At 32.2% G+C, this 16452-nt stretch carries 16 protein-coding genes; 5 read left to right on the top strand and 11 right to left on the bottom strand.

Annotation, left to right across the window (positions count from 1 at the left end; translation table 11 throughout):
- The first annotated feature begins 5 nt into the window (after positions 1-5).
- From ABJD66_RS00330 to ABJD66_RS00340, 3 genes are all read left to right on the top strand, one after another.
- Positions 6-362: a hypothetical protein gene (locus ABJD66_RS00330; protein ID WP_100894529.1), complete on the top strand. Its 357-nt coding sequence runs from the start codon at positions 6-8 to the stop codon at positions 360-362.
- A 55-nt stretch (positions 363-417) separates the two neighbouring features.
- Entirely contained in the window at positions 418-1677 is a 1260-nt protein-coding gene (locus ABJD66_RS00335; RefSeq protein WP_303542143.1) for an MFS transporter, read from the top strand.
- Positions 1678-1803: 126 nt separating this feature from the next.
- Entirely contained in the window at positions 1804-2925 is a 1122-nt protein-coding gene (locus ABJD66_RS00340; RefSeq protein WP_348126947.1) for an OmpA family protein, read from the top strand.
- On the opposite strand, the gene ABJD66_RS00345 is transcribed toward ABJD66_RS00340, so the two are convergent.
- From ABJD66_RS00345 to ABJD66_RS00390, 10 genes are all read right to left on the bottom strand, one after another.
- Entirely contained in the window at positions 2922-3689 is a 768-nt protein-coding gene (locus ABJD66_RS00345) for a UDP-2,3-diacylglucosamine diphosphatase (protein ID WP_100894526.1), read from the bottom strand. The two genes, ABJD66_RS00340 and ABJD66_RS00345, sit on opposite strands and share 4 nt — an antisense overlap.
- A 34-nt stretch (positions 3690-3723) precedes the next feature.
- Positions 3724-4173: a 6-carboxytetrahydropterin synthase gene (locus tag ABJD66_RS00350; protein WP_100894525.1), complete on the bottom strand. Its 450-nt coding sequence runs from the start codon at positions 4171-4173 to the stop codon at positions 3724-3726.
- A gap of 184 nt (positions 4174-4357) precedes the next feature.
- Complete coding sequence (locus ABJD66_RS00355; RefSeq protein ID WP_100894524.1) at positions 4358-4987, bottom strand: carbonic anhydrase family protein; 630 nt, start codon at positions 4985-4987, stop codon at positions 4358-4360.
- Between the two features lie 45 nt (positions 4988-5032).
- A complete protein-coding gene (locus tag ABJD66_RS00360; RefSeq protein WP_348126952.1) occupies positions 5033-5806 on the bottom strand; it encodes a universal stress protein in 774 nt (257 codons plus the stop codon).
- Between the two features lie 7 nt (positions 5807-5813).
- Positions 5814-7415, bottom strand: coding sequence for a SulP family inorganic anion transporter (locus tag ABJD66_RS00365; protein ID WP_100894522.1), 1602 nt, complete (start codon positions 7413-7415; stop codon positions 5814-5816).
- A 98-nt stretch (positions 7416-7513) separates the two neighbouring features.
- Positions 7514-7726 carry a hypothetical protein gene (locus ABJD66_RS00370; RefSeq protein ID WP_348126956.1) on the bottom strand — a complete coding sequence of 71 codons (213 nt, stop codon included), beginning with the start codon at positions 7724-7726 and terminating at the stop codon, positions 7514-7516.
- Between the two features lie 340 nt (positions 7727-8066).
- The gene (locus tag ABJD66_RS00375) at positions 8067-8549 is read right to left on the bottom strand and encodes a DUF4199 domain-containing protein (RefSeq protein WP_100894520.1); all 483 of its coding nucleotides are present in this window, start codon (positions 8547-8549) and stop codon (positions 8067-8069) included.
- A gap of 5 nt (positions 8550-8554) precedes the next feature.
- Positions 8555-9322 (bottom strand): enoyl-CoA hydratase/isomerase family protein, encoded by a 768-nt coding sequence (locus tag ABJD66_RS00380; protein WP_348126960.1) that lies wholly within the window; start codon positions 9320-9322, stop codon positions 8555-8557.
- Between the two features lie 31 nt (positions 9323-9353).
- Positions 9354-10688 carry an MATE family efflux transporter gene (locus tag ABJD66_RS00385; protein WP_348126963.1) on the bottom strand — a complete coding sequence of 445 codons (1335 nt, stop codon included), beginning with the start codon at positions 10686-10688 and terminating at the stop codon, positions 9354-9356.
- An 11-nt stretch (positions 10689-10699) separates the two neighbouring features.
- Positions 10700-11200 (bottom strand): GNAT family N-acetyltransferase, encoded by a 501-nt coding sequence (locus ABJD66_RS00390; protein ID WP_348126966.1) that lies wholly within the window; start codon positions 11198-11200, stop codon positions 10700-10702.
- A gap of 128 nt (positions 11201-11328) precedes the next feature.
- Here ABJD66_RS00390 and ABJD66_RS00395 point away from each other — a divergent pair, with 128 nt between their 5' ends.
- Positions 11329-12132 (top strand): universal stress protein, encoded by an 804-nt coding sequence (locus tag ABJD66_RS00395; protein ID WP_100894517.1) that lies wholly within the window; start codon positions 11329-11331, stop codon positions 12130-12132.
- Between the two features lie 98 nt (positions 12133-12230).
- Here ABJD66_RS00395 and ABJD66_RS00400 read toward each other — a convergent pair whose 3' ends face one another.
- Complete coding sequence (locus ABJD66_RS00400) at positions 12231-13103, bottom strand: AraC family transcriptional regulator (RefSeq protein ID WP_303542161.1); 873 nt, start codon at positions 13101-13103, stop codon at positions 12231-12233.
- A gap of 259 nt (positions 13104-13362) precedes the next feature.
- On the opposite strand from ABJD66_RS00400, the gene ABJD66_RS00405 reads away from it, so the two are divergent.
- Complete coding sequence (locus ABJD66_RS00405; protein ID WP_348126971.1) at positions 13363-16446, top strand: TonB-dependent receptor; 3084 nt, start codon at positions 13363-13365, stop codon at positions 16444-16446.
- Positions 16447-16452 lie beyond the last annotated feature (6 nt).

Genomic DNA, 16452 nt, shown 5'->3' on the forward strand with positions numbered 1-16452 from the left:
CAATTATGAGAGACATAGACGCTATTTATTATAATGATTTTGGAATTGCCTTTCATTGGAAAAAAGAACCTAAAAATTACCGTAGTAAAATACAAGTAGTATTTAGAGACACAGGTTTTTTACTTACACAAAAAGAATTACTACGTTTTGCAGAGCATATACAAAGCACTATGAATTCTAATGCTGTGTGTAATTGTTGCTCTAAAAAAAAGTCTTGCAGAGCATTACTGTTAGAGACACCTGTACCACAAGTTAGTTTGGCTGTTAGCGTTAATGAGTTAACAGCGATAAACGACTTAATAGAGGGCACTATTTTTCAGTTAAATATAGATGATTTTTTAAGTGATATCTGTAACAATTAAGTTTAGTAACTCTTTACTAATTGTAATACATTTACACTAACTAAACTGTTCTCAAATGGATCCGTACGCAGCACTACGTTACAAAGAATTTAATGTTTTTTTACTGGTTAGGTTTGCTATGGTATTTGCTTGGTCTATGCAGTTTATTGTTATAGAATGGCAAGTGTACTCCTTAACTAAAGATCCACTTTCTTTAGGTATAATTGGACTTATGGAGGTTATTCCTGCCGTGTCTATGGCACTATTTGCAGGGCATATTGTAGACCAAAAAGAAAAAAGAAATCTTTTAATTAAATGTATTTTAGGGTTTTCTGTAATTAGCTTTGGCTTGTTTGTTATTAGTATGCCAAGTGTTATAGCGCAAACTACAACTAAGACTATTTTATACATTACCTATTTTTTAGTTTTCTTAGGCGGCTTGGTACGTGCGTTTTTGGGTCCTACTATTTTTTCCTTAATTGCCCTAATTGTTCCTAAAAAGATATACCCAAATGCTGCTACTTGGAGTAGCACTACTTGGCAAATGGCATCTGTTTTAGGGCCTGCTTTAGCTGGCTTTTTTATAAGCTGGATTGGTGTACACTGGTCTATGTGTGTAATTTTTGGGTTTTCATTATTTGCCTTAATTACGTTATTACAAATTCCTAAAAAACCAATTCTTAATCCTAAAATTGGCGAGCCTGTTTTTAAAAGCTTAAAAGAAGGTTTAAACTTTGTATTTAAAACCAAGGCAGTATTAGGCGCATTAACTTTAGATATGATTGCTGTACTATTTGGCGGTGCTGTTGCTTTACTACCCATTTTTGCGCAAGATATTTTACAAGTAGGCTCACAAGGCTTTGGCATTTTAAGAGCTGCGCCTGCTGTTGGTGCAGCATTAATGATGTTAACCTCTACTCGTTTTCCGTTGCATAAATTTGCAGGTAAAAAACTATTGCTTGCTGTATTTGCCTTTGGTATTTGTATTATTGTTTTTGGGCTGTCTACCTATTTCTGGGTGTCTGTTGCTGCCTTATTTTTTAGTGGAGCCGTAGATGGTGTGTCTATGATTATAAGGCAAACTATTTTACAATTAAAAACACCAGACCATATGCGTGGTAGGGTAGCCTCTGTAAATTCTATGTTTGTAGGTTCTTCTAATGAGCTTGGTGCTTTTGAAAGCGGACTTACAGCCAAACTAATGGGAGCTGTAACAGCTGTGGTTTTTGGTGGCACAATGACGCTTATTACAGTTGGTGCCACTGCTATTTTTTCTCCTAGCTTTAGAAAATTAGACCTAAGTAAAGATGTACAAGAGCACGAAAAAGAAGAGTAATCAACTTTAAATATTCTAGCCTTTAAACAAAATAAATCCCTATATTTTTACGTTTAATACAGGATAAAAAACTGGCTAAATTTGCACTACAGCTCATAAAGAGGCAGTTATCAACCTATATAAAAAATGAGAATATTATTTACGGTATGTTTTGTAGTACTTGTTAGTGCAATTGGCTCTGCACAAAATTTGGTTAAAAACTCTAGCTTTGAAGATTATAAAAATTGCCCAAGTGACATCGGTAAATTTACAAACAATGTTAATGACTGGTCTATTTTACAAGGTACTACAGATTATTTAAACTCTTGCAGCAGAACCGTAGGTTTTTTAAATCATAACGGAAAACAAATAGCCCGCAGCGGTTTTGCTTACGCTGGCATTTTTACATACTCTAACAAAGATTATAGAGAATATGTACAAGGTACTCTAAGTGAAAAGCTAGAAAAAGACAAAAAGTATATTGTTACATTTTATGTGAGTTTAGCAGATTATGCTACTCTAGCTATTGAAGATTTTAGTATTTTATTTACCAACAAACCTATTGCTGGTTCTACAATAACAAACAGTAAAAAAACCTTAGTTACACATAAAACACTATCTAAAATTAATGGTTTAGTGTACGACCATTATATGCAGCTAGATCCTATTTTTTATAAAAGCAAACAAATTTGGATGCAGGTTTATATTCCTTTTACTGCAAAAGGATATGAAACAAATTTTACCATTGGAAATTTTGCTAGTAATAGTAGAACCCAAAAAATTAAAGTCTCTGAGGTAAACGAGAAAGATTTTTCATACTACTACATAGATGATGTTAGTGTTGAAGCAAAAGACCGAGAATTGCCTCCTTTGTATGCTGAAACTGTACCACAAAAAGCAGATGCCACACCAAAAATAGAACGCAATAAAGTATATACATTTAAAAACGTTTTATTTGAATTTAATAAAGCCGATTTACTAACTGTTTCTGAAGAAGAAATAAATGTATTAGCTACAATTTTACGCAACAACAACAAGCTTACTATAGAAATTTATGGGCATACTGATGCCGTTGGCTCTAAAGAACGAAACTTAGAACTTAGTAACCAACGTGCTAAAGCTGTGGCTAGCTATTTAATTGATAGCGGAATTGATGAAAACCGTGTAAAATGGATAGGATACGGCAGTAGCAAACCTATAGCAGATAACACTACAGAAGAGGGGCGTACACAAAACAGAAGGGTAGAGTTTAAAATGTTAGAAAATTAATTTTCTAGTTTTTCTAAACTTAATTTTTCATCATTAAAAACTGCGTAAGTATAGTAACCAATCCAGTCGCCAAGGTTAATGTAGGTAGATTTTCCGTTTAGGTCTATTGTCATTGGTAAATGACGATGTCCAAAAACAAAATAATCATAATGTTTAGTTTCTAATTTACGTTTTGCATATTGTACCAACCACTCTTTGTCTTCGCCTAAAAACTTAACATCATCATCACCTGAAATTGCTTTGTTTTTTACTGAAAAGTATTGAGCTAAAGATACACCTATGTCTGGGTGTAACCATCTGTAAAACCATTTAGAAACAGGGTTTGTAAACACCTTTTTCATTCTTTTATAACCTTTATCGTGTGGTCCTAAACCGTCCCCATGACCTATAAAAAATGAAGTATTGTTAAATAAAAATTGTTGTGGTGTGTGGTACACTGGTATGTTTAATTCTTCTTCAAAATAACCATCCATCCAAAGATCATGATTACCTACAAAATAATACACAGGTATACCCGCATCTGTTAGTTCTGCTAACTTACCTAAGGTTCTTGTAAATCCTTTAGGAACTACAGTTTTATACTCAAACCAAAAATCGAATAAATCTCCTAACAAAAAAATTGCAGCAGCATCTTCTTTAATTTCGTCTAACCAAGCAACAAACTTTTTTTCTCTTGGTTTACTCTCTGCCATAGTTGGCGCACCCAAGTGATTATCGCTTGCAAAGTATACTTTTTTACCTTTTGGAACTGTAATTTTTTTCATTTGCTAGTAAAGATACGTAAACAGAAATTTTTAATTAGTTGTCTGATGCGTACCACTCTGCAAAAGAAGAGTCTGTTTCTTGTAGTTTTAAAGAGTGTAAGCTAATATTTTGTGGTAGTCTTGCTTTAATTTTTTCAGCAAAATCTATTACCATATTTTCACTAGTTGGTTGGTAGTCTGCTAATATTACACTGTGCCCTCTTTTTGTTAACTCCTCTGCCAACTCTATATGTGGTGTGTTTTTATTAAAAACCGTAGCGTGGTCATACACATCTACAATTTCTTCTTTGACTATTTTTTTAAGATCACCAAAGTCTATAACCATACCCCATTTAACATTGTTAGTATCTGTAATAGGAGAACCAATTACGGTAACAGATAATTTATAACTATGTCCATGTACATTTCTACATTTACCATCATAGCCATATAATGCGTGACCGGTTTCAAAACTAAACTGCTTGGTTATTCTAATATTACTCATACTTACATATTTTGCGCTGCAAAGGTATTATTTTAAGGCAGATGTTTTTATCTATTAACAAATAAAATCTCTACCAAACAGCTAATAAGACTAAAACTATGGTCTTTTACCTGATGATAGAGATTTATGACTTTACTTTTTACCAGTTTACACCAGTAAAATTTAGTAACTATTGTGCTATAATTTATTCGTAAAAATTAACTGCACCAGAGTTAATATCATACATAGCACCAACAATTTTAATTTCGCCATTCTTTTGCATTTCTGCAAGAACACTACTCTCTTCTAAAATTTTGTCTATAGTAAGTTGTACGTTTTTAGCAGACACGTTATCTACAAACTCTAAGTTTTTAGAGTTACGCAAACTATCATCTTTTGGCTCTGCAACAGCATTTACAGCAGGCTTAATTTTAGCCAACATTGCTGTTAAGTTTCCTAATTCTGCATTGTCACAAGCTCCTTTAATTGCACCACAACTAGTGTGTCCTAAAACTACAATTAGTTTAGTACCTGCTAATTTGCAACCAAACTCCATACTACCTAAAATATCTTCGTTTACAAAGTTACCGGCAATACGTACGCTAAAAATATCTCCTAAACCCTGGTCAAAAACCAACTCGGCAGATACTCTAGAGTCTATACAGCTTAAAATAGTTGCAAAAGGAAACTGACCTTCACTAGTATCATTAACTTGTTCTAATAAGTTTCTGTTCGCTTTTAAGTTACTTTGAAACCTTTGGTTTCCTTCTTTTAAAAACTGTAAAGATTTTTCTGGAGTCATTGTAGACTGAGTCTCTTTAGTATGTGCTTTCATATATTTTTATTTTTTAAATTATTATAATTTTAATGTACTTACCAACTACTTATTGGTGTATAATAGTAATGATACATCTGCTTTGTTTATTACATTGCGCACACCTTTTGTTGCTCTGTTTACACAAAGTAAATTAATATTACTTTTTAATAGGTACTTAGATATGTAACTTATTTCATTACCTTCTTGCTCAGGAACAAAGTCTATAGCTTCTTTAGAAGCTAAAATTGCTTGCTCTTTATTTCCTTTTTCTGCAACTGTTAAAGGTGTTATTGTTTTTTGACTATTTTTTATTAAATCTTCAATAAACTTTAAATGAAAAAACTCTTTTTTTTCATTTAAAACACCTAAAGTTAAGCTATTAACAGGTGTAACCTCTCCATTTTTAGTAGTTATTAAAACTAAGCCTTTGTAATTTTTCAAAACAAAATCTGTAATATGATCACCAATAATGTTAATCATTTTAGATTTTCTTTTTCCTAAAACAATCACATCTGGTTGTTGTTCTTCAATTTGTTTTGCTATTTCATTCTTTACATTGCCAAAAGAAAAACTATGTTTAATTTTTGTATTGGATGCCTTAGAAATTGGCTTAATAATATTACTTATAATATGGTCTGTGCTATTGTATTGTTCATTAATAGAACGCATAGCAGACAGTTGGTTGTCTCTAACAACTACATCTGATGCCTTTTTTGCATAAAAGAAAGACACATCTCCATTTATCGTTTTAGCCAAGTTTACAGTACTCTGCAATGTAGCAACTGTAGTCTCTTTTAAATCTGATAAAACTAAAATTTTATATTTCTTTTTTAGCATACGACCTCTAATTTAAACTAACGTTAGATTTTGGTCTCAACTTAAAAAATTCTATAAAACTATCTGGATTCTCTACTACACCTCTTTCTGATATTAACTTAATATCTATATTACGCTCTTTTGCTTTAAAAGCAAAGTCTTCTAAAATTTCAATGATGTCATAATCTAAATATCTAGTTTTAGTAACATCAAACTCTAAATAGGTGTCTTTAGGTAAACTGTCTAACTCTTTTAAAATAGCTCCTTTGTTAAAGAAAGTAACTTCTTCTGCAAGTTCCATTTTAATTTTGTGCTTACCATTGCTATTATCCTCAATGTGTAAAAAGTGAGAGTTTTGGTAGCTTTTTAATAAAATAACAATAATACCTACTAACAAACCTAAACCAATTCCGTACAATAAGTTTATAAATACAATTCCTAAAACAGTAACTGTAAAAGGGATAAACTGTTTCCAGCCTAGTTTATACATTTTTTTAAACAATGCTGGTTTGGCTAATTTATAACCTACAATAAATAATATAGCTGCCAAGACAGATAAAGGTATTTTATTTAAAAGTGTAGGAATTAAAATAACAGAAATTAACAATAAAAAACCGTGAATAATTGCCGATAATTTTGTTTTCCCTCCAGATTGAATGTTTGCTGAACTCCTCACAATTACTTGCGTAATAGGCAAACCACCAATTAAACCAGAAACAATATTACCTGTTCCTTGCGCAAATAATTCTCTGTTTGTTGGAGTTACATTTTTGTCTGGATCTAACTTATCTGTTGCTTCTACACATAACAAAGTCTCTAAACTAGCTACTAAAGCAATAGTAAATGCTATAATCCATACCTCTGGATTTGTTATAGCTGAAAAATCAGGAAAATTAAACTGACCTATAAAACTGTCAAAGCCATCTGGTACTGGCACAGCAACAAGATGATCTACAGAAATATTTAAGCTTGAACCTTTTGTTAAAATATAAAAAACAATTCCAACTGCAACAGCCACTAGTGGACCTTGAACAATTTGAAAAATCTTTCCTTTTTTAGAAAGAACATTAGACCACAATAATAATATAAACATTGAAATTAATGCTACTACTGTTGCACCTACACTTACGTTACCACTAATTAATGCATTTATAGCTTTTAAAAGTTCTGTAAATGTATTTTCCCCATCAATTTGTAAAAAAGCAAAATCTCCCTGTGGATCTTTATCCATTCCAAAAAAGTGCGGAATTTGCTTTAAAATAATAATAATACCTATACCTGTAAGCATTCCTTTAATTACTGAAGATGGAAAGTAATAACCAATAACTCCTGCCTTTAAGGCTCCAAAAATTAATTGAATAACACCACCTAAAACAACGGCAACTAAAAAACTTTCATAACCTAAATCTTGTATTGCAGTAAAAACTATAGCTGCTAAACCTGCAGCAGGTCCACTAACACCTATTTTAGAGCCACTTAAAGCTCCTACTACTACACCACCAATTATACCTGCAATTAAACCAGAGAAAAGAGGCGCACCACTTGCTAATGCAATACCTAAACATAAAGGTAACGCTACGAAAAACACAACTACACTAGCTGGTAAATCGCTTTTTAAATTTTTAAACATATTAAATAGAATATTTTGCCTCTTGATTTTATTTTTTCAAGAGGAATTAAATAAATTAATGTGACCACACGCCAAAATGTGCAGTCTAAAAAGTCTAATTATAATATGTAAAAATCGGGAGGTGGAGAGACAAGGTTTATTAAAGGCCTTGGATACTTTTTAGAAGTATATGCTTGTTTGCTTTTTTCTTCAACGTAAGAAATATCTATTTCTGAAAAGTTATCAGAGTTTAAAAACTTTTTAGCATTGTGACCTTCTTCTTCTTCTGACATCGAATAAAAAGCAGAAATATCTACAGAATCATTCACCATAGTAATTATAGTTGGCGCAGATAAAAACGCCAAGAATAATACAGTGAAAAATATAGATATTATTTTTTTATACATTCTTTTTTTAAGTCAGAAGTTTACAAATATAGACCAAAACGTAAAATATAAAAATAGCTAATCCTAAAAAAAAATGCTTATGACAACATTTTTAAATAGTTAACTCTTTTTATAATTTAATTAGTTTATAATTGCAAAAACTGGTTGTAAATTTATTTTCTTTTATATTTTTTACTGTTTTTAACTCTATTAAAAACATAAACTGCTACTACAAATAATGCTAGTAATGGAAATACTAAATCTCCTCCCATAATCTTCTTATTTTTTAATTCTTCTTATTTTTAATGATAAAAGACACTATTGCAGCCGTTACCACTCCCATAGATAACGCAGTAAATATGCCTTGTCGTATATAATTATCTATATTAAAATATTCTACAGCCTTATCTTGCGTCATAGTTCCCATTTTTACAATGTATTTTGTTATGTTAGCAAAATACTCTGGTGATATGTAAACGTAAGTAATGTATTGCGTAGCCGGACTTAATATAGCTATTACAGCACTTAAAACTATACCGCTTATAAAACCTTCTTTCCACGTAATTTCTCCGTTGAAATCGGTTTGCTTTTTGTCTCGCAACGCCAAAACATATAGTATAATAGCTACTACACCAAATAAATTAGTAAGTATTAAGTGTTTACTAACTTGGTCTGTATGCCACCCCATTTGTTTTTCAAAATAAGCCCACAAAAGCGCACAAGCAGAAAAGATAAAACCCCATTTTATCTCTGTTTTAAACTTATTCATAAAAACTATTTTCTATATTTTGATAATGCATTTTTTGTAAAATCAGACAAAACCAATTTACCAGAAACAGTAGCTCGTTCTTGTAACAAACTATCCCAATTCTCTGTTCCTTCCCATAAAATTGATTTCATTTCTTGTAAAGCCTCTGGATTGTATGATGCTAATTTTTCTGCAAAAATTTCAATCTCTTTATCCATCTCTATAATAGATCCAAAAACTTTAGCAAACAAACCTTTATCTTTTGCCCAATAAGCACTTTGCCAATCTGTAGCCGCCAAAGAAAGTTCTGCTAAACCGCTTTTACCAACTTTACGTTCTACAGCTGGTGCAATTACAAAAGGACCAATACCTATAGATAACTCAGAGAGTTTTATAGATGCCGCTTCTGTAGCAAAAGCATAGTCACAAGCAGCTGCCAAACCAACGCCACCGCCAACTGTTTTGCCTTGTATACGACCCACAATTAGTTTTTTACACTTGCGCATTGCATTAATAACATTTGCAAAACCACTAAAAAATTGTTGTCCTTCTTCTAAATTAGTTACTTCCATTAACTCGTCAAAAGAAGCACCTGCACAAAAAGCTTTTTCACCTTCAGACTTTAAAATGATTACAGATACAGCCGTATCATCAGATAATTTCTGAATCTCTTTTGTTAATCTATCTAACAATTCTGCTACAAAAGAATTACTAGCCGGATGACCAAATTCTATTGTTGCCACTTTATTATCTATATTGGTATATAAACTACCGTTTGCTCTTGTTGTACCCATAAAAGTGTTTTATGTTGTGTAAAGTTCAAAATTACGTTTTTTGTAAGAGTGGACGAAACTTTGTGTTAAATTTAACCACCAGTGCACCGCCTCTTATTAACATCCAAACCACAAAAGACAGCCAAATTCCCGTAAAGCCCCAACCTAGCTCTTTACCTAGATATAACATAGGTACAAAACCTAAAAATGTAGCATCTAAAAGCGTATCTCTTAGGTATTTCATTTCCCCTAAGCCTTTAAAAAGTCCATCAAAAACAAATGCTATAGCATTAATTGGTAAGCTTAGTATTATGATATAAAAAACTGAATAAAATGTATCTAAAGCCACTTGCTCGTTAGAAAAAATTCTTCCTATAGGGCGATAAAAAACAAAGCCTAAAACCACCAAAGTTAAACTAACTGTTATCCCATATTGAAGAATTTTTTTAGCCAACAGCCAAAGGTTATTATAGTCTTTTGCACCTAATAATTTACCACCTAAAATATTACCAGCAGCGCCATAACCATCTATAAAAAAGGCAGAAAACAACCACACATTTATAGCTATTGTGTGGGCACCAATAAACCTATCTCCTAGATCTGTGGCCTCGCGCACGGCTAATATTAACGCTATGTTTAAAGACAATGCACGCACAAATAAATTTAAACTCATAACCACCAAACGCCCTAATTCTGGGTGCAACGGAAAGCGTAACTTTAAACTAATATCTGTTTTTAAAATAAGTAAAAAGAATGCTATTATTGCCATTACTGCTTGTGATAGTAAACTTGCCCAAGCCGCACCATCTAAATACATAGGGTCTAAAATACCTTCTATACCGTAAACAAAAATATAATCTAAAAAAATATTTAAAAAAGCACCTATTAAAGCTATTACCATTGGCCAGCTTGTGTTTTGCAAACCTCTAAAAATACCCATTACAGCAAACGTAAATAGTGTTAACGGAAAACCCCAAACCCTAATACCGTAGTAAGACACGCAAAACTCTAAAATTTTGCCCTTTGCCTTAAAAAACACAAATATTTCTTCTATTACAAAAACAGTAGAAAGTAGAATTACAACACTTAATAAAATATTAAAAAAAATAGCCTGCACTGGTAATGTTTTAACCTCTGCCAATTTACCAGCTCCTAAATATTGAGAAATTATGGCAGATATAGCACTTCTAGTTTGTCCTAAAACCCAAATAAGCATAGACAAAAAAGACCCCACAATACCTGCTGCCGCAAGAGATTCTAGTCCGTAGTTAGGAATATTACCTACTATAGCAGCGTCTGTAATAGAAAGTAATGGCTCAGATATACCTGCAATTGTAGCGGGTATTGCCAGTTTGTTTATATTTTTAAGATTTACAATTTTATTCAAAAAAAATAGCTTTATAAAACAAGTTCAAAACAATGAAAAGGGTGTTCACTTTGTTTAGGAAAAAATATATCTCCTAATTGTTTGTAACCTCTGGTTTGGTAAAAATTTACATTGCGTTTATTTACACTAAAAGTATCTAACCGTACAGATACAAAGTCATTATTTTTAGCATATTCCTCTGCAAAATTCATCATTTTTTGCGCATACCCTTTACCCTGTAGTTCTGGATGCACAGACAACCTATGTATGTATAAATTAGTATCATTTTTAGTGAGCCACTTAATAGGAACATATTCACTATCCATATGGGTAGACAATACAATGGTTCCCGCAATTTTTTCATCAACCTCTAAAACATATAATTCTTCTTGGGCAATATCATTTAAAAAAGCTTGTTTACTTGGGTAGTGCTCGTTCCACTGGTAAATGTCATTTTTAATCATAAAAGCAGCACAAGCCTTTGTAACAGTAAGAATTTTGTCTATTTCTGATTTTTTTGCGAGACGAATCATTGGAGGTATAAATTAAATTGTAAATTTAGAGTATAAAATACAACTGATAAAATGTGCTGGTATTTTTAATACGTCTTTAACCAAGACTAAATGCACATATAATAACCTAATTAAACTCAATATAAAAAATGAAGAATATATTGGTTCCCATAGGAACATCTACAGAAAGTCATGAAACATTACAATACGCCGTAGATTTTGCTAAAAATTTTGATGCAACCATTTATGTAATGGAAGTTTTTAATGTTATTTCTGCTGGCGCTGGTAGTTTGGCCAATGCTACAGATAAGATTGAAAAAAACAACAGAGAACAATTGTTAGATGTTGTTAATAAGGTTGATAAAAAAGGAACTGAAATTAAAATTGCAACTTACCAAGGGGATATTATTGCTGGTCTTAAAAAAATTGACAAGCAGTTTTTAGGAATAGATTTAATAATTATGGCTCCTAGAAGTAATGATGTTAACGAGGGTAATTACCTAGGCAACACTTCTGGTAAAATTATTAAAAAAACAGATATACCTACATTAATAGTACCTGTAGGCTATGTTTTTAAACCTGTAACATCTATACTTACGGCTTTTAAATCTGGTATTTTAAAGCGCAAAAGAATACTTAACCCATTAATTACTATTAAAAAACAGTTTAATAGTGCCGTTAACTTATTATTGGTTAAAACGCCTGGCTATACAGATGATGATTTAAAAGTAGATACCGCATTATTAGATATTAGTTCTAAAATGACACTTACAGAAAATGTAACTACTTACCACGGCGTATTAGAGCATTTTTTAACTAAACAACCAGATATGTTGTGTGTGTTTAGAAGAAAAAGAGGTTTTTTTAAGAAGTTATGGGAAAAGAATACCATTTCTAAATCAGAGTTTTTTGCCCCTGTACCTGTATTGGTTTTAAGCGTTAAAAAAGACTAAGGTTTTTTAAATAATTACATACAAAACCCCTTTACATTTAGTAAAGGGGTTTGTTGTTTTACATAAAATTGAATTGCTTCACCTAAAGTAAGAACCCACTAATGCTTAGTTATTAACTTCTGCTGGTCTCTAAAATAACTTGGCGTGTAGCCCATTTTACGTTTAAAGGTTCTATTAAAGTTAGATATGTTATTAAAACCACTATCAAAACAAATTTCGTTTATAGAGCGTTCTGTTTCTATAAGCAACCTTGCTGCATGGCCCAAGCGCAAATCACTAACATAGTCAGAGAATGATGAATTTGTACTTTTTTTAAAAAAATGACTAAAAGCAGACTCAGACATATTTACCAAACTTGCCACATCTTTTAATGGTATTTTTTGGTGCAAATTTTCTTTAATATAATTGTTTACTTTTTCTATTCTACGGCTCTTATGCATAGTGTAGTGGTCTACATAGGAGTGTGACGCTAACATTTTTGTACTGCGTGCAATAGACAAATCATACAAAATAGATAAAAAATTAAGAAGCGAATCAAAATCCTGAGACTCAGACAAACGCAATATTTTGGGCTTTAAAGCCGCAATAGTTTCTTTAGAAAATAAAATACCTCTTTTAGATTTTTCTAATAGGTCTCTAATAGGCAACATTAACTTTCTATTTAATGCCAACTCTGACAAAAACTTTTCATGAAATTGTACTGTTACCACATGTGCTTTTGTATTCTCGTCTACACCTGTCCATGCATGTGGTGTGTTAGGCCCTACCAAGACCAAATCATTATCTACATACTCCTGTATAGAATCTCCAATAATTCTTTTTCCTGATGAATTTAAAACTAAATTAAGTTCTAATTCTGGATGAAAATGTATAGGAAAATCAAACTTAGCAGAATGATGGTTTAATACAATGAAGAAATCATCTTCACATATAGGCACTAACTCCCTTAAAATACGCGCTTCTTTATTCATAATAGTATCATATTATATTTCCACAAAATAAAGCTTCAATAATAGTAAAATGTAAATAAATGACTACATTTTTTATCAAATTAAATAAAAATAACCCAATTTTCAATCATAAAAGTCAATAATAATTCATTGTATAACTACAATAACAACCTTAAATTCATATTAGTATCACTATTTAACATCATTTACAAAATTTAAGTTAATGTTATGTTATTATTTTGTAAACAACTTAATTACTAACTAAAAAATTCATGAACTAATGAAATATGAGTTTCAAAAAAGTATGATTTTTATTGTTTTCTTAATTTTTAGCTTCTATGGAGTTGCACAAATTAAGGTAACCGGAACAGTAAAATCTAACGACGGAGTTCCTTTACTTGGTGTTACCATAATGGAGCAGGGTTCTAGCACAAACGGAACCACTACAGATTTTGACGGAAACTTTGCTCTTGAAGTTGACAGTGCAAAAGACGTACTTGTAATTTCTTATATTGGCTTTGTTACTAAAACGATTTCGATACCAGAAAATAAAAATGTATCTGTTATATTAGAAGAGGATTTAGAGCAACTATCAGAGGTTGTTGTTGTAGGTTACGGCTCTGTTAAAAAGAGTGATGTTACTGGTTCTGTTACTTCGGTAGAAATGGACAACATACCTTCTAAACCAGCCAATTCTATTGATGGTTTATTACAAGGTCAGGTTGCAGGTGTGCAAGTAACTACACCATCAGACAATCCAGGCGCGGGCGCTGTTATTAGAATTAGAGGTGGCAGCTCTTTGCGCGGCGGTAACGATCCGCTTGTTGTTGTAGATGGCTTTCCTATTGGTTATGCAGGTGATTTAAAACAAATTTCTCCACAAGATATTGCCTCTATGGAGGTGCTTAAAGATGCTTCTGCTTCTGCAATTTATGGTTCTAGAGGTGCCAATGGTGTTATTATGATTACTACCAAAAAAGGCGCTAAACATACTACAGAGGTTACTGTTTCTCAGCAAAACACATATTCTAGTTTTACATCAGACCTTAACCTTTGGAGAGATCCTGTTTTAATGGCAGAGCTAAGTAACGAAAGCAGAACTAACGGTGGTTTTACTCCTATTTATATTGGTGCAAAAGATGCAAATGGTGTGTATTACCCATCTGTGAGCGAGCTTAAAAATGGAAGTTGGGCCTACAATACACGTTGGGATGATGTTGTTTTTCGTGATCCGGTATCTAATAACACAAATATTGCTGTACGTAGCCAAACAGATCGCACACAGTTTAGCTTAAGTACTACGTATTACACTAATGAAGGTGTTTACATTAATAATGATTATGAAAAACTAAACATTAATTTAAACGTAATTCATAAAATATATAATGACAAGGTAACTATTGGAGGTAATGTTATTTACTCTAAAGGAAACCAAAATAACAATAATGATTTAGCATACTGGCGTAATCCTATTTTCCCTATTTATGAAGATGGTAATCCTATTAACGACTATTTTTTAGCAGGCTCACAAGATTACTCACATCCTATTGCCTTAGTAGAAAATAGAACTAATAAAAACGAATTTTTAGATTTTATAGGTTCTGCATTTATAGAGATTGATTTTACAAAAACGTTAAAATTAAAAACTCAGGTTAACCATAAATACGGGCGCTCTATTACAGATTATTACAATCCTAAAATTTATACTCAAGACGGTACTTTTAACAATGGTTCTGGCGGTGTTAATAATTGGGAAAATACAGAAACTGTTGCAGAGACTTTTTTAACGTATAACAACACATATGGTAATAAGCACAATTTTACAGCAATGGGTGGTTTCTCTTACCAAGGGTATGAGGCCAGAACGTCTGACCTAAAAGCGTATGATTTTTTAAATGAATCTTTAGGCAATGGCAACCTTGCTGCTGGTAATCCAGAAAAACAGTCTGTAGCGAATGGCTTATCTGAAACTGTTATGTACTCTGGTATTGGTCGTTTAAACTATGGTTATGATGATAAATACCTTGCTACATTTACAGTACGTACAGATGGTTCTTCAAAATTTGGAGAAAACAACCAATGGGCATTATTCCCTTCTGGAGCATTAGGATGGAAAATACACAAAGAAGATTTTATTCGTAATCTAAATGTTTTTGATGAGTTTAAACTACGTGCTAGTTACGGTATCTCTGGTAACCAAGGCATTTCTCCTTACTTAATTAATAGTAGATACGGACAAGACCAATACTACGTTAATGGCCGTTGGCAAACAACAATTGGCCCTGGTTATGTAGTTGGACAAGATAGTCAAAGTGGTAAAAAAACCTGGGGCGGTATTCCTAATCCAGATTTAAAATGGGAAACTACAGAACAATTTAATATTGGTGCAGATGTTGCTTTTTTTAACAACAGATTAAAAATTACTGCAGATTACTACAAAAAACACACCTCAGATTTGTTACGTGAGCGTTTGCTTTCTCCTTCTTCTTCTTATGATAAAATGTGGGTTAACGATGGTGAAATAGAAAACCAAGGTGTAGAAGTTACTATAGATGGCACTATGGTTAACAAAGAAGATTGGGGACTAAACGGAATGTTTATTTTTTCTAGAAACAAAAACAAGGTTGTAAGCTTAGGAGATGCTGTGTCTTCTGGTTTAAATACTGATGCTTTAACTGGCATTAAATATGAGTTCTCTGGAAACCAAGTTGAAGCTTTCCGTGCTATACCAAATATTTTAGCCGTTGGGCAACCTATAAATGTTTTTTATGGCTACAAAGTAGATGGCATTGTACAGTCTAGAGCCCAAGGTTTGGCAGCTGGCTTAACAGGAGACCTAGCAGAACCAGGAGAATTTAAGTATGTAGATTTAAATGAAGACGGAGTTATAGATGAAAATGACCGTACCATAATTGGTAATCCTAATCCAGATTTTATAGCAAGTTTAAACCTTAATGGTCGCTATAAAAACTTTGATTTTTCTCTTTTCTTTAATGGTAGTTTTGGTCAAGATATTTTTAACACTAAAGCTTTTAGTGAACCCGGAAATACACCGTTACGCTGGACACAAGATAACACTACAAACAATTACCCTAGCTTAAGAGATGGTCGTACACTTTACATGTCAGATTATTTTATAGAAAAAGGAAGCTTTGTACGCTTACAAAACCTTTCTATTGGCTACAACATAACAAACTTAAATACGGCTTGGTTTAAAAAAGGTAGAATTTTTATGAACGGAACAAACCTATTCACCATAACAGATTTTAATGGTTATGATCCTGAACTAGGCGGAGATGGCATTTACTGGGGTGGCTACCCTAAGTTAAGAAACTGGACTTTAGGCGTAGAACTAACCTTTTAAATTCAG

It is taken from the genome of Cellulophaga sp., from assembly GCF_039943695.1.
Classification (GTDB): Bacteria; Bacteroidota; Bacteroidia; order Flavobacteriales; family Flavobacteriaceae; genus Cellulophaga.